At 59.6% G+C, this 16,255-nt stretch carries 19 protein-coding genes, 1 tRNA gene and 1 pseudogene; 6 read left to right on the top strand and 15 right to left on the bottom strand.

Annotation, left to right across the window (positions count from 1 at the left end; genetic code table 11):
* Positions 1-869: IS5 family transposase (locus tag PHAMO_RS17185; protein WP_040567760.1), on the top strand; the 869-nt coding region annotated here is incomplete at its 5' end.
* Between the two features lie 268 nt (positions 870-1,137).
* Here the strand turns inward: PHAMO_RS17185 and PHAMO_RS19185 are convergent.
* The 5 genes and pseudogenes from PHAMO_RS19185 to PHAMO_RS17165 all read right to left on the bottom strand — a co-directional run.
* Positions 1,138-1,272, bottom strand: a pseudogene (locus tag PHAMO_RS19185) (transposase); the annotation flags it as partial.
* A 55-nt stretch (positions 1,273-1,327) separates the two neighbouring features.
* Positions 1,328-1,813 (bottom strand): P-type conjugative transfer protein TrbJ, encoded by a 486-nt coding sequence (trbJ, locus tag PHAMO_RS17180; protein ID WP_235720883.1) that lies wholly within the window; start codon positions 1,811-1,813, stop codon positions 1,328-1,330.
* Positions 1,814-1,935: 122 nt separating this feature from the next.
* Positions 1,936-2,355: a hypothetical protein gene (locus PHAMO_RS17175; RefSeq protein WP_002731206.1), complete on the bottom strand. Its 420-nt coding sequence runs from the start codon at positions 2,353-2,355 to the stop codon at positions 1,936-1,938.
* A 28-nt stretch (positions 2,356-2,383) separates the two neighbouring features.
* The gene (locus PHAMO_RS18750) at positions 2,384-2,998 is read right to left on the bottom strand and encodes a hypothetical protein (protein ID WP_002731205.1); all 615 of its coding nucleotides are present in this window, start codon (positions 2,996-2,998) and stop codon (positions 2,384-2,386) included.
* Between the two features lie 152 nt (positions 2,999-3,150).
* The gene (locus tag PHAMO_RS17165) at positions 3,151-3,453 is read right to left on the bottom strand and encodes a hypothetical protein (protein WP_002731204.1); all 303 of its coding nucleotides are present in this window, start codon (positions 3,451-3,453) and stop codon (positions 3,151-3,153) included.
* Between the two features lie 52 nt (positions 3,454-3,505).
* On the opposite strand from PHAMO_RS17165, the gene PHAMO_RS17160 reads away from it, so the two are divergent.
* Positions 3,506-3,811, top strand: a complete 306-nt coding sequence (locus tag PHAMO_RS17160; RefSeq protein ID WP_002731202.1) for a lysozyme family protein — start codon at positions 3,506-3,508, stop codon at positions 3,809-3,811.
* Positions 3,812-3,814: 3 nt separating this feature from the next.
* Positions 3,815-4,132 carry a hypothetical protein gene (locus PHAMO_RS17155; RefSeq protein ID WP_002731201.1) on the top strand — a complete coding sequence of 106 codons (318 nt, stop codon included), beginning with the start codon at positions 3,815-3,817 and terminating at the stop codon, positions 4,130-4,132.
* Between the two features lie 137 nt (positions 4,133-4,269).
* On the opposite strand, the gene PHAMO_RS17150 is transcribed toward PHAMO_RS17155, so the two are convergent.
* The 5 genes from PHAMO_RS17150 to gyrA form a co-directional block, all read right to left on the bottom strand.
* Positions 4,270-4,345 (bottom strand) — tRNA-Lys (locus PHAMO_RS17150).
* Between the two features lie 68 nt (positions 4,346-4,413).
* A complete protein-coding gene (locus tag PHAMO_RS17145; protein ID WP_002731200.1) occupies positions 4,414-4,962 on the bottom strand; it encodes a peptidylprolyl isomerase in 549 nt (182 codons plus the stop codon).
* A gap of 13 nt (positions 4,963-4,975) precedes the next feature.
* Positions 4,976-5,476, bottom strand: coding sequence for a peptidylprolyl isomerase (locus tag PHAMO_RS17140; RefSeq protein WP_002731199.1), 501 nt, complete (start codon positions 5,474-5,476; stop codon positions 4,976-4,978).
* A 14-nt stretch (positions 5,477-5,490) separates the two neighbouring features.
* Positions 5,491-6,003: a pantetheine-phosphate adenylyltransferase gene (coaD, locus tag PHAMO_RS17135; RefSeq protein ID WP_002731197.1), complete on the bottom strand. Its 513-nt coding sequence runs from the start codon at positions 6,001-6,003 to the stop codon at positions 5,491-5,493.
* Positions 6,000-8,693 carry a DNA gyrase subunit A gene (gene gyrA, locus PHAMO_RS17130; RefSeq protein WP_002731195.1) on the bottom strand — a complete coding sequence of 898 codons (2,694 nt, stop codon included), beginning with the start codon at positions 8,691-8,693 and terminating at the stop codon, positions 6,000-6,002. Before gyrA ends, coaD begins: the two co-directional genes overlap by 4 nt.
* A 230-nt stretch (positions 8,694-8,923) precedes the next feature.
* On the opposite strand from gyrA, the gene ssb reads away from it, so the two are divergent.
* A complete protein-coding gene (ssb, locus tag PHAMO_RS17125; protein WP_002731194.1) occupies positions 8,924-9,430 on the top strand; it encodes a single-stranded DNA-binding protein in 507 nt (168 codons plus the stop codon).
* Between the two features lie 144 nt (positions 9,431-9,574).
* Here the strand turns inward: ssb and PHAMO_RS17120 are convergent, their stop codons facing one another.
* Positions 9,575-9,796, bottom strand: a complete 222-nt coding sequence (locus PHAMO_RS17120; protein WP_002731193.1) for a hypothetical protein — start codon at positions 9,794-9,796, stop codon at positions 9,575-9,577.
* A 69-nt stretch (positions 9,797-9,865) separates the two neighbouring features.
* Positions 9,866-10,504 carry a LysE family translocator gene (locus tag PHAMO_RS17115; protein WP_002731192.1) on the bottom strand — a complete coding sequence of 213 codons (639 nt, stop codon included), beginning with the start codon at positions 10,502-10,504 and terminating at the stop codon, positions 9,866-9,868.
* Positions 10,505-10,673: 169 nt separating this feature from the next.
* Between PHAMO_RS17115 and PHAMO_RS17110 the strand changes: the two genes are divergently transcribed.
* The gene (locus tag PHAMO_RS17110) at positions 10,674-11,399 is read left to right on the top strand and encodes a class I SAM-dependent methyltransferase (RefSeq protein ID WP_002731191.1); all 726 of its coding nucleotides are present in this window, start codon (positions 10,674-10,676) and stop codon (positions 11,397-11,399) included.
* Complete coding sequence (locus tag PHAMO_RS17105) at positions 11,396-12,757, top strand: class I adenylate-forming enzyme family protein (RefSeq protein WP_002731189.1); 1,362 nt, start codon at positions 11,396-11,398, stop codon at positions 12,755-12,757. The genes PHAMO_RS17110 and PHAMO_RS17105 overlap by 4 nt, the downstream gene beginning before the upstream one ends.
* A gap of 2 nt (positions 12,758-12,759) precedes the next feature.
* On the opposite strand, the gene PHAMO_RS17100 is transcribed toward PHAMO_RS17105, so the two are convergent.
* Genes PHAMO_RS17100 through menD form a run of 3 tightly spaced genes read right to left on the bottom strand, consistent with a single transcriptional unit; the run spans position 12,760 to position 16,252 of the window.
* Positions 12,760-13,761 (bottom strand): mandelate racemase/muconate lactonizing enzyme family protein, encoded by a 1,002-nt coding sequence (locus tag PHAMO_RS17100; protein ID WP_002731188.1) that lies wholly within the window; start codon positions 13,759-13,761, stop codon positions 12,760-12,762.
* A complete protein-coding gene (menB, locus tag PHAMO_RS17095; RefSeq protein WP_002731186.1) occupies positions 13,758-14,582 on the bottom strand; it encodes a 1,4-dihydroxy-2-naphthoyl-CoA synthase in 825 nt (274 codons plus the stop codon). The genes PHAMO_RS17100 and menB overlap by 4 nt, the downstream gene beginning before the upstream one ends.
* Positions 14,579-16,252, bottom strand: a complete 1,674-nt coding sequence (gene menD / locus PHAMO_RS17090) for a 2-succinyl-5-enolpyruvyl-6-hydroxy-3-cyclohexene-1-carboxylic-acid synthase (protein WP_002731184.1) — start codon at positions 16,250-16,252, stop codon at positions 14,579-14,581. The genes menB and menD overlap by 4 nt, the downstream gene beginning before the upstream one ends.
* Positions 16,253-16,255: the final 3 nt, after the last annotated feature.

Here is a 16,255-nt window from a genome sequence, read left to right as displayed (position 1 = left end):
CCTTCCCGACCGACGCCAAGCTGATGCAGCGGGCCCGGGAAAAGTTGGTGGCGCTGGCCCAAGAGTGGGGCATCGGCCTTCGCCAGAGCTACGCCCGCGTCGGCAAGCGGGCGGCGATGAAGCAGGGCCGCTACGCCCACGCCAAGCAGTTCAACCGGGCGCGCCGCGAATTGCGGCGGCTGAAGACCTATCTGGGGCGGGTGATCCGCGACATCCGCCGCAAGATCGCCGGCAACGAGGCCCTGACCGACGCCTTCAAGCGCCCCCTGTGGCTGGCCGAACGGGTGATGACCCAACAACGCCGCGATCCCTTGCCGAAGGTCTATTCCCTCCACGCCCCCGAGGTCGAATGCATCGGCAAGGGCAAGGCCGCCAAGCCCTACGAATTCGGCTGCAAGGTCACCGCCGTCACCACCACCAACCGCCCGGCCGCCGGAGGTCACTTCGTCCTGCATATCGACGCTCGCCACGGCAACCCCTATGACGGCCATACCCTCAAGGCTGCCGTCGAGGCCACCGAAGCCTGGACCGGCGTCACCGCCCGCCGCATCTATGTCGACAAGGGCTATCGCGGCCACGGCCTCGATCGCTTCAAGGTCTGGATCTCCGGCAACAAGGCCCCGACCAACGCCATTCGCCGCGAACTGCGCCGCCGCAGCGCCATCGAACCCGTCATCGGCCACATGAAAAACGACGGCCTTCTCGGGCGGAACTTCCTCAAGGGAAAGAGCGGCGACCGCATCAACGCCATCCTCTGCGGCGCCGGACACAACTTCCGCCTCCTGCTCCGCTGGCTGAGGCTTTTGTTGTCCATGATCCGGGCCGTCCTCAGGGCCGAAAGGCACAACCTGAACGCTCAGCCCGTCTGATCCCGGAGGGCTGAACCGAATTTTTCGCGGACGACCCGATACGGTCACATCAATTTACACGAGTAGAGAGTGGGCATTCACGCCGGGCGCCAGCCACCATCGATTGGATTTGCCTGGGAAGAGTGGAGAGCGATTCTCCGATTATGCGGCCTCGGCTTCGAAGCGGCATAGGCTTTTATATCCCAGGGCGGAATGCCGCCTGACGGGATTATAGAAGCCATCGATATACCGGCCAATGGCGATGTGGGCCTGGCTGCGTGATTGCCACGCGGTGCCGCGTCAGCCATTTGCCCAAAGTCGAATGCCCGACCCCCAGATCGGCGGCAACCTGACCAACTGTCCGCCCGCTAGTCTGAACCAGACGGACGGCTTCCCGTTTGAATTCGTCGGTGAATGTCCTCATTCCTGAACCCGTCATCAGAATGTCCCTCGTGCAAAGTTAGCATGCACGCTCTCCACTATTCCCGGGCAAGTCCAGTGTCGGCCTGGACGTTCTGATTGACCTGGGACTGGATCAGCATGGTCTGGCGATAGGCGCTCATCGCGCTCTGCCAGCGGGTTTTCGCCGCCGCCAGCGACTGGTCGCTGATCATCGCCGCGCCGTATTGCGACGGAAACTGCCGCTGGAACGCGCTGTCGGTGGCGTCGAGGGTAAAGGCGATGCCGTCGGCCTGACTCATCAGGCCATTGATCCGCGACAGCGCCGTCGTCATCTGCCCGAGCGACGAACTGTCGAGCGATCGCAGATTGCGGTTCATCGTCTCGAGCATCGCCGCCTCGTTCTGCAGCGAGCGGATCTGGTTGTTGATCTGCTCCATCGCCCGCGCCGCCTGCAGCACGTTCTCGGCAAAGTTGGAGGCGTCGAACACCGCCCATTGCGCTTGCGCCGGTGGACCGAGCAACGAGAGGACCAGCACGACAGCAAAGACATGGGCTCCGCCCATGACCCGCTGGGGCCTGGAGGCCCCAGACCCACAAAATGGGTTGGATCCGGGAAGCCCGGCTTCCCGGTCGGGGCGTGGGGCGGAAGCCCCACCCTGCGGAACCACTCCATATATAATGTGTGTCATGGGACGTACTCCCGGATCAGATCGACCGCCCAGGGCAGACCCTTGGCGGCGAGCCAGGACTCGAGGAACGAGTCCGGCGCGGAGGACAGACGGTCGATCAGTTTCTGGTCGTCGGGGGATGATGCGCCGCACAGCGCCAGGACGACCGGGCCGAGGGCAAGGTCGAACAGCCTGTTGCCGCGCCGCGATTGCAGGGAATAGTGCCGCTTGGGGGGCGCCTCGGCGATCAACTCGATCTGGCGGTCATTGAGGCCGAAGCGGGCATAGGCGGCGCGGCAACAGGAAGCACGGCACTTGCGCAGTCTGGGGATGCGCAGTTCCACCGTCTCGGCGCGGGTTCCCGATGGGGATCCAGTGGATCTTGGCAGGCTGCCCATTACGCGGGTTATCACCACCGCGTGGTGCGTATTGATCAAGACTCTGACTCGATCACCCCTGTGGCCGCTACTTATGATGGGCTTTTGCCGCACCATCGATCAGATGGACGCCCGATGCAATCTCGGCTGCCCGTTTTATTTCATACGAGAGAAGATCTCGTAGCGTTCCTTTGTGCATGAACTCCCAGTCGCCGCCCCAGCGAACGTCGTCCACGGCCCAGTTGCCGCCGGTCCGTGTCAGAACGAAAACATCCGTCCAAGTCGTCGCCGGCGCTTCGTCGTTGGTCAGGCTGACCTCGCAGAGCGCCTGTTTCCCTGTAATCTTGCACGATCCGATGTGGCTTCTGTCCGCCCCCTCGAACAACGAGGTCCACAGGTCGCCCTCGACTCCCCAAGGCTCGTCCGGTCGCAACCTCCCTACATCTCCCTCAGCCTTTGATGCCTTCGTCAACAGGTCGTGAAGCGCACGGGAAAGAACCGTGGCCAGCCGATCGGGCTCTTTGCCCCAGGACACCCCCGAACCACGAACGGACGGATAAACGTCGAAGAACCGTATGAGAGCGGCCTGGGGCGTGTCCTCCGCAGCATGTCCGGAAGAGAAATACCCTGCAATCCAAAATCCTCCGCACCACAGGAGGAAACATGACAGAATTACAGCACCACTTCGTTTCTGGCATTTCATGCTAAAATATCCACAAATACAACCCTGCCTCGATGTTCTAAGCCAGCAGATCAATAGAATCTACGGTCGGGTTGCTTCAATTCACATTAAGGAGGGGAGATTCCAAGTCCTCCCCCTCTTCATAAAACGCAACCCGGATAACTTCAAAACGATCATCTTGTAATGATTGCGTAATCTCGCGCTTTTTCAAGAGAAATTGTGTTGATTGCCGCGCCCCGGCCAGAACGAGAGTTCGCGCCGTTGCGCGGGCCGAACTGATCCAGAATTTTCATGCCCACTACGTTTCCGTTGTTGTCGTGGACCCAACCAGCAAATAACGCCGCATGATTACCGGTCAGGGAGCTGGAATATCGTAATTGCTCACGGGCGGCCTGACGTTCGATCAACGCCGCCTGCTCCAACAGCAAGGCGTCCTTATCGGCGTCACTCAGGCGGTAGCGGATCGGAGACTTCATCCCTAGGTTGACTCATATTCCGCGCCTCGGCGCAAGCCCTTTTGCCAACCCCGTGAGCAATTACCGGGGCATCTCCGAAGCCGAAGCCCTGGCGCTGCTCGACAACGATATCGCAGCCATCGCCAGTTGGCTTGACCGGGATATCCCGTGGTGGCAACGCCTATCCGATGCCCGCCAGCGCGCCCTGATCAACATGGCGATGATGGGGGTGCCGCGCCTGCTCGGGTTCAAGCGGATGCTGGCGGCAATGCAGGCCAGGGATTTCGAGCGGGCGGCAGCCGAAGCCCTCGACAGTAAGTGGGCGGACGATGTGGGCGAGCGGTCGCGCCGCGTCGCCACCCTGATCCGAGCGGGGTGAGGTATGGGTATCCCGATCATCGATAACTTGCTGGGCATCGGCAAGGTCGTGGCCGACCGTCTGATCCCCGACCGCAATAAGGCCGCCGATCAGGAGCACGAGCGGGCAATCAAGCAAATCGACGTAACCGCCGAGGGAGAGCGGGCACGGAACTATTTCACCCCTCGGGCCATCGTCATGTATGCGATGGCGTTCGCGGTAATCTATGGCGTCGTGCTGCGGCCGTTCGTCGTTGCTTTCGGCGTACCGCTCCCCGAGGTCGATATCTCAGCGCCGATGCGGCTACTGCTCGGGCTACTCGGGCTGGAGTTCACGGGGTGAAGAGCCAGAGGGATGACACCATATAATCCCGGTTAATCCCGGCCATTTTGCTAGCCAAAGCGCTAGCCACGGCCATTTTTGATCCAGTCAGAGAAAAAAGAACCCCCCCGGAAACGGCTGTTTCCGGGGGGTTTCTTTGGTGGGCCCGCCGGGACTCGAACCCGGGACCTCTCGATTAAAAGTCGCTTGCTCTACCAGCTGAGCTACGGGCCCCTACCAAAGGGCGCTCACCATATTCAGATGAGCGCCTGTCGTCAATCTCCAGTTTTCATATTGGCCGATTATTTCTTAACGTCGGAGAGGATGCGGGCGCGAATGAGCTTATCGGGCTTGCTGACCAACCCGTTATCCGAAGAATCGCCCTTCTTAATCCTGTCCACCTGATCCATTCCGTCTAGCACGGTGCCGACCACGGTATAACGGCCATCAAGGCTAGGGGAAGAACCGAGCATGATGAAGAATTGAGAGTCAGCGCTATCTGGGCTGTTAGAGCGCGCCATGCCGACGATACCGCGCACGAATGGTTCACCCGAGAACTCAGCCCGCAATTTGGTTCCCGAGCCACCGGTACCGGTGCCCGTGGGATCTCCACCCTGCGCCATGAAGCCTGCGATCACCCGATGAAACGGTGTGCCATCATAGAAGCCCTTGCGCACCAGCTCCTTAATACGGGCAACATGGTTCGGCGCAAGGTCGGGACGCAACTCAACCGTTACCGTTCCGGTCGCCAGATCGAGCAGAAGGGTATCTTCGGGCGTGGCGGCAGAAGCCGGAGCTAGGGTGGCAAGAAAAAGAAACACCGCGGCGGCGGCACCTTTTAATACAGACATTCTCTTTGTCACCTCAAGGATTAGTATCTTCCGCCTTGATCTCGACATCCGCAGCAACTCGCAGACTAATGATCGAATCGGGATTGTCGACATTGCCATTACGCAAGACGCTACCCTTTTTAATGGCATCAACATAATCCATCCCTTCGACCACCTGCCCCCAGACGGTATATTTTCCGTCGAGATGGGGAGCTGGTTCGAACACGATGAAGAATTGTGAATCGGCGCTGTCCTCGGAATGCGCGCGTGCCATCGAGCAGGTGCCCCGCACATGTTTTTCCGCGGAGAATTCGGCCTTCAACTTGACCCCAGAGCCGCCAGTGCCATTCCCCTTGGGGCAACCTGTCTGGGCCATAAACCCTTCGATCACCCGATGGAACTTGAGGCCATCATAGTATTTCTGCCGCACCAGATCTTTAAGACGAGCGACATGATTCGGCGCCAGATCCGGACGCAGTTCGATGACGACTCGCCCCCCCTTAAGCTCCAGGTGCAGAATATTCTCGCTGTCCACGCCTTCCTCCCCTCTTATGGCCGGTCCCCCGAGCCGAACTTGGTATCCAGCCTGGACTTCACCGCCGGGCTGACGAATTGTGAAATGTCGCCACCCAGACGACCGATCTCCTTGACGAACCGCGACGAGATAAACTGGCAGCGTTCCGAGGCCATCAAGAAGATGGTTTCGATATCGGGTGCGAGGCGGGCATTCATGCCCGCCATCTGGAACTCATATTCAAAATCCGAGACAGCGCGCAGGCCCCGAACGATCAGATTGGCGCCACATTCTCGGCAAAAATTCATCAGGAGAGAGTCGAACGGGCGAACCTCAATACCGGTGCCGAGTTGGGCGGAGAGGTCTGCCATTTCGGCGGTAACGATCTCCACCCGCTCGTCCAGAGAAAACAGCGGCCCCTTACCGGCGTTAGCCGCTACCGCGACAATCAGATGATCAACCAAGCCAGCGGCGCGGGCAACGATGTCAAGGTGACCGTTGGTCACTGGGTCAAACGTGCCGGGATAGAGACCGACCCGTCTGCTCATGCCGCATCTCCACCTGATAGCGGCGGAGCCTCGGACTCGCCCTCGCCGCCTTCGCTGTCCACTTCGCCCTCGCCGGTGCCACCGCCCAGATCACAAAGACGGGCGGCCGACACCACCCTTTCGCCCTCGGCGGTGCGCAAGAGCGTAACGCCCTGGGTCTTGCGGCCAGCAATACGGATATCGAACACCGGCATGCGGATCAATTTGCCCCCGTCACTAACCAACATGATTTCATCATCGTCACCAATCGGGAACGACGCAACCACCGTGCCCGTCTTGGCGGTCATGTCAATATTGGCGATACCCTGCCCGCCCCGACCGGTGATGCGGTATTCGAAGGCAGAGGTCCGTTTGCCGAATCCGTTCTCGGTGACGGTGAGAATAAATTGTTCCTCGGCTCGCATTTTTTCGGTCTGCTCTGGCGACAACTCACCACGCGAGAATGCCTCGCGCGTTTCGCTATCGTAATCGACGTGAGCCAGAATCGACATCGAGATTACCTCGTCGCCCTCTTCCAGTCGCACGCCGCGCACGCCTGTCGAATCGCGTCCCTTGAACTCGCGGACTTCCCGCACGGCGAAGCGAATCGCCTTGCCCATCCGCGTCGCGAGCAGAACATCGTCGGTTTCGGCGGAACAGGTCTGGACCGAGATCAACCGCTCCCCTTCCCCCAACTTCATCGCGATTTTGCCGTTGGCGCGTACTTCAGCAAAATCCGAAAGCAGGTTACGGCGGACATCCCCGCGCGAGGTCGCGAACATCACATGCAGATCGCCCCACACCGCTTCGTCCTCGGGCAATGGCATGATGGTTGAGATAGTCTCGCCCTCGTCGAGGGGAAGCAAATTGACCATCGCCTTACCCCGTGCCTGGGGAGTGCCAAGCGGCAGGCGATATACTTTCAATTTGTAGGCAATGCCCGCCGATGAGAAAAACAGCATCGGAGCATGGGTGTTGGCGACGAAGACCTGGTTGAGGAAATCTTCTTCCTTGATATTCATCCCCGAACGCCCCTTGCCCCCGCGCTTCTGTGCACGATAGGCGGACAAGGGAACCCGCTTGATGTAGCCGGTGTTGGTCACCGTCACCACCATGTCCTCACGGGCGATCAGATCTTCGATGTCGGCTTCGAACTCGTTTTCCTCGATCATGGTCCGACGAGGAGTCGCGAATTGTTCACGAATTTCGGCCAGTTCTTCCTTCATCACGTCAAGCCGTCGCGTCCGCGACGACAGGATTTCGAGGAATTCAACGATCTGAGCCCCAATCTCGCGCAATTCGTCGCCGATCTTGTCACGTTCCAGCCCAGTCAGGCGGTGCAGACGCAGATCAAGGATTGCCTTGGCCTGGATTTCGGACAAACGATAGGTGCCATCCTCAATTCCTCGTCCGGGTTCGTCGATCAGACGAATCAACGACTCGACGTCACCGACCGCCCAGGCCCGCGTCATCAATTGTTCACGGGCGGTAGAGGGATCGGGAGCTGCGCGAATCAGCCGGATAACTTCGTCGATATTGGCAACCGCGATCGCCAAACCGGCCAAGACGTGGGCGCGATCACGAGCCTTGCCCAGTTCAAAAATGGTACGACGGGTGATCACTTCCTCGCGGAAGGAGACGAAGGCGGCGATGATGTCCTTCAGGGTCATCATCTCGGGGCGGCCACCATTCAGCGCCAGGGTATTGACGCCGAAACTGGTTTGGAGCGGGGTGAAGCGGTAGAGCTGGTTTAACACTATCTCAGCGATGGCGTCGCGTCGCAACTCGATCACCACCCGCACTCCGTCGCGGTCAGATTCGTCACGGAGGTCGGAAATGCCTTCGATCTTCTTGTCACGAACCAACTCGGCGATCTGCTCAAGCATTCGCGCTTTGTTGACCTGATAAGGCATCTCGGTGACGATGATCGCTTCGCGATCCTTGCGGATTTCCTCGAAATGGATGCGGGCCCGTAGGATCACCGATCCGCGCCCGGTCAGTTGGGCCGCACGGATACCCGCGCGTCCAAGAATCGTGCCGCCAGTGGGAAAATCAGGACCGGGCACAATTTCAGTCAGGCGATCCGGGGTAACCTCGGGATCGTCGATATAGGCGCAACAAGCATCAATCACCTCGCCCAAATTGTGCGGAGGGATGTTGGTCGCCATGCCGACGGCAATACCACCTGCGCCATTGACCAGTAGATTTGGGAATCGTGCCGGCAGCACCATTGGCTCGAACGAGGATTCATCGTAGTTGGCCTGGAAATCGACGGTTTCTTTGTCGATATCCTCGATCAGCGAATGCGCCACGCGGGCCAAGCGGGCCTCAGTATAACGCATAGCGGCAGGCGGATCGCCATCCATCGAGCCGAAATTGCCCTGTCCGTTAATCAGCGGCAATCGCATCGAGAACGTCTGAGCCATGCGCACCATGGCATCGTAAATCGCGCTGTCGCCATGGGGGTGGTACTTACCCATGACATCGCCGACGATGCGAGCAGATTTGCGGAACGGCTTATTGAAGTCGTAACCGGCCTCTTTCATCGCGAAAAGAATACGTCGATGGACCGGTTTCAATCCATCGCGGACATCAGGAAGGGCCCGACTCACAATCACGCTCATCGCGTAATCGAGATAAGACCGCTTCATCTCATCTTCGATGGTGACCGGGGTGATATCGAATTGTGGCGACGCAGGAGGGGTGGTCAACGATGTCTTCCCATCGGTTGCACTGGACTTTAGGCACGACCACACCGGCGCAAGCAATCAGAAGTTGCGGCGACCGGACGGCTATGGAGGCGCACGCTACCAGATATCGTGCAGTGCGACAACCGCGCGGCCATCATTCCTTATTGTTGACAGGGAAAAGACGCCTCTTCCTCCGCTCTCTAGCTTGCGATAAAGTTCGCCGCCTCGATCATTCGCGGGGACAAAGCGCCATGGCAGGCAGCGTTAACAAAGTCATTCTTGTCGGCAATTTGGGGCGCGACCCCGAGGTGCGGACGTCTCAAGACGGGGCGAAGATCGTCTCTCTCAACATCGCGACATCGGAATCCTGGAAGGACCGCGCCAGCGGCGAACGCAAGGAAAAGACCGAGTGGCATCGAGTGGTAATCTTCAATCCCAATCTCGCCGATGTCGCCGAGCGCTACTTGCGTAAAGGCAGCTCGGTTTATATTGAAGGGGCGCTCCAGACCCGCAAATGGACAGATCAGTCCGGCCAGGAGCGTTATACCACTGAAGTGGTCATCGGACGGTTCAAAGGCGAATTGACCTTGCTTGGCGGCCGTGACGGTGGCGGCTCTTCCGGTGGCGGGTTTGGTGGTGGATATGACGATTCTTCGTCGCGTCAGAGCGGTGGAGGCAGCAGCAGCAGCGGTGGGCGCCAGGGCGGCGGCCAAAGTTGGGAGCCTCCAGCCGACCTCGACGACGAGATTCCGTTCTAAAAGACAACACGTCTTTGCACGTGTTCAGCGGGAGGCCTCGGTCGAGGTCTCCCGTTTTCATTTGATACCGGCCACCACTCGGGCCGGTATCAGGCCGCTATTGTGGCGACGGATCGTGCTCAGGCCCGAGAATTGATTCCTGTGTCAACGCTCTCGCGCGACTCGGATCCAATCCCGGATCACCAAGGCAACGAACACGGCGGGCATAGCCATTGCCAACAGGGCAAAGACCGTACTGGCGGTCTCCAACCCACCATTGGCGAGAGTTCCGGCAATAAGGAAGAAAACCGGCGCAGACACCAAGGCTACCCATTTCTGCGCGCCATCGGAGGCGGTGCGCTTTTGAATTCTAGGGGCGTCCGTCATGATTGGAATAATCCTAATATTGGTTTAATATAGGGTTATATAAGGAAATTAGTTCGTACCTGCCCCGCATCAGCGCACCAAAATCAGCCGAAGTCCCAATCCTAAAAAGATAGTTCCTGCGATTTTGTGAAGCCAATTGGCAACGCCAGGCATTCCTCTTAGCCATTGCCCAAAGGTGCCTGAAAACCAGCCAATCACCCCAAAGAGAACAACCGCCTGCACCGTAAACAGCCCCCCAAGAGCGGCCATCTGAATGACCTCTCCCCCCTGCCCTGCGGTGACAAATTGTGGCAGAAAGGCAAGAAAAAATACCATCACTTTGGGATTAATCGCGTTGGCGATCAAGCCACGTCCGAATAATCGCCAAAGCTGTCCCTCTCGTTCGGCTAAAGGCATGGAATCCTTCGCACTCTCGGCAGAAGAAGCTCGCCAGAGTCCGATCCCCAACCAGATCAGATAGAACCCGCCAACGATCTGGATCGCAAAAAAAGCCTCGGGGGAAGCGACGATCAGAGCCCCCAGGCCTAAAACCGCCAGAGCGGTATGAAAGAGGCAACCAAGAGCACAGCCAAGGCCAAAGACGAACCCGGCACGACGACCGCGCGACAGACCCAGGCTGAGAATCATCAGATTGTCAGGTCCAGGAGCCAAGGTGACCGCAATTGAGGCGACCAGAAAGCCCCCTGCCTGCCACAGATCGAGTATCACAGCCTCCTCTCTTCAGATGATTTCTGGCTACCATAGCTTTTTAGCCAAGAGAAAGGCATCCCAGGTGGACGATTGCCGATCTTTCGGTCGAATGTTAAATCACATGATGAACACTCTAACCGGACTCTAATCCGGCGGGTGCGTGTCCTTGCCGGGGGAAAAGCGCAAAATGACAGAGATCGACAGCAGCTTTGGCTTTCGCCAGGTTTCGCCGACTGAGCGCCGTGACCGTATCCGCAGAGTGTTCCGCGCCGTAGCGCCGCGCTATGACCTGATGAACGATTTGATGTCGATGGGCATCCATCGGCAATGGAAAGCGTTGCTGGTCCGCGCTGTTGGTGCCCGCACAGGTCAGGTGATCGTCGATCTTGCCGGAGGAACCGGCGACGTTGCCCGAGCGATGGCCGGGCCGGGCCGGACGGTGATTGTTTGCGACCCCAGCACCGAGATGATGAGTGCTGGGCGGCACCGTACCGGCAATGAGGGACTCGTTTGGGTGGCCGGTGAGGCCGAGGCAATCCCGTTGGCTGACAATAGCGTCGATACGCTGACGATTTCCTTCGGGATTCGCAATGTCACTCGACTTGACCTCGCTTTGGCTGAAATCCACCGGGTTCTGAAACCGGGTGGGGTTGCTTTTTGCCTGGAATTCTCGCGTCCACACCGTTTGATCCGCCCCTTCTACGATTTATTTTCGTTCCAGGTCATTCCTCGTCTGGGGGCTATGGTTGCCCAAGCCCCCGAAGCCTATGCCTATCTGGTTGAATCGATCCGTCGCTTTCCTGATCAGGAAGAATTTACCGCGATGTTCCGTACCGCCGGCTTCGCTGACGTGCGCTATCGCAACCTAAGCTTTGGCATCGCCTGTCTGCACATCGCCACCAAGACGCCGTGAGAGCGCCGTCAGACTGGGCGCGGCATCAGACATGCAGTGCCCCAGACACTCTAGCTCTGGATGTCGTTGACGGCCGGGACTGGAGTTTTGCCGCCCTCGATGCCCAGGTCGATGCGCTGGCTACCGCTCTGTCGAAACGGGCCGAGCCGCCGGGGCAACCGCTAGCGGCGCGGCTGGCGAATGCGGAATCCCTGGCCCTGCTGGCTTTGGCGGCTCCTCGCGCAGGTCAGCCTCTGCTGCCGATCAATCCGGCTCTGCCACCTGAGCGGCAAAACAGCTTGCTAATTGCCGCCGGAGTGGAACATCCGCTCGACACCCTGCCCGCCGCAGATCCCAGCGCGACGGCTCGGCCGGGATTGCGCCCTGACGATATACAGTTGATCGTCGCCACCAGCGGCAGCACCGGCACACCGAAAGGCGCGATGCTAACCGGTGCCAATCTGGCAGCGGCAGTACAGGGATCGCGGCGGATGATCCCGCTCGAACGTGGCGATGTGTGGCTGGGCTGTTTGCCGATGGTTCACATCGGCGGGCTTTCAACGCTGCTGCGCTGCTTGGAAGCCGGAGCCACGCTACGACTACATTCACGTTTTGATGTAGAAAGGGTCTCTACCGACATCGAATCCGGTCGAGTCAGCCATGTCTCGTTGGTTCCAGCAATGCTTGGGCTTTTGCTCGATCACGGCTGCCGTCCCGCTTCCCGTCTCCGATGCGCCCTGATCGGTGGTGCCGGGCTTCCTGCCGCCTTGGCAGACCGTGCCCTTGCGGCAGGTTGGCCGCTGATGCCAAGCTACGGAATGAGCGAAGCGGGATCGCAGGTCGCCACTTGCGTCAATGCCACCGAGTGGAGTCCTGGCTTGGCCGGAACGCCATTGCCGGGGGTTGAAATCGGCTTTTCCGCTGCCGGACGGGTCAAGGTACGGGGGCCGATGTTAATGGCAGGCTATCTGAACCCGGAATTGCACTTGGGCGTCGGATTAACTGCGGAAGGCTGGTTCGAGACCAACGATCTCGGCACCTTCGACGACCGAGGCCGTCTCGTCATCAAAGGCCGGGCCGATGATATGCTGATCAGCGGCGGGGAGAATGTTCACCCCGCTGAAATCGAGGCGCTGGCTGGGCGTTGCCCTGGACTCCGCGCCATAGCGATTACCGGACGCCCCGACCCGATTTGGGGGGATCTGATCGTCGCAATCCTGGTGGGAGAGACCGGACCCGAGACGTTTCTCGATTGGTGCCGGACGCATGTACCGTCTCACCTTCGCCCCCGCCATGCGGTGAACGTAAGCGTTCTTCCGCTCAACTCGATCGGCAAGCCGGATCGGAAAGCGCTTCGTGAAATCGCGCTCAGAGCCTGATTTCAAAGCATTCCGAGTCCAGCGTCTTCGTTGAACGATAACTTCCCCGCAACAATCCTAAGTGGTTTGGCAACGTCGTCAGCGAAAGCATCGGACGTTGCCAGTCCATGAGCCATCCGTGACTCGGCATCCACCGCCGCCGCCAGATGAGCTGCTGCCGCCACGCCAACCGCTGAATCAAGAAAAGATGTGACAACGATGTCGTATCCAGCATCGCGAGCCTTGGCGGCCAGGGATTGAGTCCAGCGCAGCCCACCGAGCAGGGCTGGCTTCAAAACCAAACGGCGCACCGGCCGACGAGCCAATAGAGATGAAATCCCCAATGATTCCAGACTTTCATCGATTGCTAGAGAAATCTCCGTCCTGGCCTGAAGCATCGCGAGCTGGTCGATGTCCGGTGCCCTGAGCGGTTCTTCAAGTGAGTCGATCGGTAGACCGGATACCGCGGAAAGGAATCCTTCGGCCTCGCGAAAGCTCCAGGCCCGGTTGGAATCAAGACGGAGCATCAGCCCTGGCGGCAGGGAAAGGCGGCACAAGGCGGCGGCTTCATCTCGCCAAGGAGCCAGACCGACCTTGATTTTGACGATCCTAAAGCCTTGTTCCGCTATCGCAACAACGCTTTCAATCGGCCCTATCCCGTTGACGTTTACAAAATCTGCTGCCTCGGGTGCGAGGAGATGACGCAGAGACTGGCCGCGACGACGGGCAATAAGGTCAAGCAGAGCCGTCTCGATCCCGATTCCATAACCTAGGCTCTCGGTTAGTGCCACGTCTGGACTCTGCCCAAGAGTTGCGGCGGCAAGAGACTCAAGGCGAGCCCCCTGCCCTTCCGTTACCTGATCCGGCAGAGATGCCGGTTCATCGCCCAGACCAAAACAACCGTCTTCATCCTCGACCCGCACCAGCCAACCATGGCGGAGGCGAACCGTACCGGCCGCCGTCCGCCATGGCCGCGTCAGCGCCAGAGCATAGGGATCAATTCTGAAACCGGCGATCCGGCTCACGGACGACGAGGGAACCGGTCGAAATCAGGCGTCCGCTTTTCCAGGAAAGCATTGCGCCCCTCCTGCCCTTCCTCGGTCATATAGAACAGAGCCGTGGCATTGCCCGCCAGTTCCTGGATACCCGACATACCATCACTGTCCGCGTTAAAAGCGGTTTTCAGAATACGCAATGCGGTCGGAGACAATTCCAGCATCCGCCGACACCACGCGACCGTCTCATCTTCCAATTGAGACAACGGTACAACGGCGTTGATCCATCCCATTTCCAGAGCTTGCTGCGCGTCGTACTGACGGCACATGAACCAGACTTCCTTGGCCTTCTTGACCCCGATGGTACGGGCCAGAATGCCAGCACCGAAACCTGCGTCAAAGCTCCCGACCTTTGGGCCGGTCTGACCAAAGCGGGCATTGTCGGCGGCAATCGTCAAGTCGCATAATAATTGAAGCACGTTACCGCCGCCAATCGACCATCCCGCCACCATCGCCACGACCGGCTTTGGGCAGGAGCGAATTTCACGCTGAAGGTCGAGGGCGTTGAGGTGATGCACCCCTTCCTGATCCTTATAGCCGCCATTATCGCCGCGCACGCTCTGATCGCCGCCGGAACAGAATGCTTTGTCACCGACGCCGGTCAGAATAATCACTCCGATCGAGGCGTCGAAACGGGCATGTCGCAATGCCTTCATCACCTCTTCCAGAGTTTCGGGGCGGAACGCATTGTGCACATGCGGCCGGTTAAAGCTGATCCGCGCGATCCCGTCGGTACGGTCATACAGGATGTCGGTGAAGGTAAAACCCTCGACGGGCGTCCATTCGGTCATGCGGAAGTCTCCTCGAATGAAGATGAAGCGGCCCAGACCGCACGATGGCGGGCGGCGGAACCGGTTCGGTCGATGGCAAGATGAAGCACCGTCACTCCCGACGTAGCCAGGGCGTCGGTCAAGGCCGGAACGACATCGTTTGGTCGGGTCGGGCAATAGCGATGCCCCCAGATTGCGGTTGCGGCGGCAAAATCCGCCCGTTGTGGCGTCAACCAGCCCGGCACGAATTCAGGCAAAGCGGTCTGAGGTAGATAATCGAAGATGCCGCCGCCGCCATTGTCGAACAGACAGATTGTCGCGGACATCCCCTGTCCCGCCGCCAGCCCACTGAGATCGTGCAGGAAGGTCAGGTCGCCGACCAGCGCAAGGGCCGCCGGGAAACGGCCAGAAGCGACAGCGCCGAAGAACGTCGATAGGTTTCCATCGATACCGCTGAGACCGCGATTACATAATACAGTCAATCTTTTATCGGAACTTCCCGAGAAGTCGTCAAGGTCTCGGACCGCCATCGAATTGGCCACGAACAGCAAGCTACCTTCGGGTAGCGCCGCGATGGCAGCGCGGAATAGCGCGGCTTCGGGTACGGCCAGACGATCCGCTGCAACCGCGCTGCGCTGTTCCGCGGCATACCAGGAATCAAGCCATTCAACCGGCACCGCCTTGGTCACGACAGCGGCCAGGGAGTCGGCCAGCAGACCAGGATCAGCATGGATCATCATCGCGGCGTTTCGGCCTGGATCGGGCCAGCGGGAATCCTCACTGACCACGATCCGTTCGATAGCGCGAGATTGCCACTGTCCGATGGCTTTCGAGACCGGAAACGCCCCAAAACGCAGAACGATCTCGGCGGGCGGAAAGTCACCCCGCAGAAACAGGTCGCCCCGTGTCATCACCCGTTTACGGTCATGTGCGCCGAAACGCAGCCCGCTCAACGGATCGGCGATGATCGGCCAATTCAATGCGTTGGCTAAACGGATTAGTGGCTCGGCCGGCACATGTTCGGCTCCGGCCAGGATAACCCCTCTGCGGCCTTCGACCCGCCGCGCCAGTATTTCCACCGAATCCTGCGGAAGCATCAGGCGTGGCTGCAAGACAAGCGGCGGCAGCGATGACGATTGCGGTGGTGCTGGATCGGTAGCCAGCAAGGGTTCACGGAACGGCACGTTGATCTGGACCGGGCCAGCCAATGGCCACAGGCTTTGACTGACGGCCCGCGCCGTCAAGGCGGCAAGCCAGTCCCGAGCTGGTTCTGCGGGCGGCAGAGTATGAACCGCCCGCACTTGCGGCACGAAGAGAGTGCGTTGATCGAAGGTCTGGTTGGCACCGCAATCCTGCAATTCGGGAGGTCGGTCAGCCGTCAGCAATATCAGGGGGACCCGGGCAGCGTCGGCTTCGGCGACGGCAGGATACCAATTGGCTGCCGCCGAGCCGGAAGTGCAGACCAAAACGACGGGCTTCTCTTCGGCGCGGGCCAGGCCCAGGGCATAGAAGGCGGCAACGCGCTCGTCGAGCAACACACGGCTGACAATACCGGAATGGCGCAGGCAGGCCAATGCCAGCGGAGTTGAGCGCGATCCCGGCGAGATCACGGCCCGGCAAACTCCCGCCCCGGCCAGTCCGTCGATGAGTGCAGCCGCCCAGGCCGCGTTGATGTCGCCAACATTCATCATCGA

The sequence above is a fragment of the Magnetospirillum molischianum DSM 120 genome (assembly GCF_000294655.1).
Lineage (GTDB): Bacteria > Pseudomonadota > Alphaproteobacteria > Rhodospirillales > Magnetospirillaceae > Phaeospirillum > Phaeospirillum molischianum.
The sequence above is the reverse complement of the archived record's forward strand: the minus strand, read 5'-3'. Positions and strand labels throughout refer to the sequence as shown.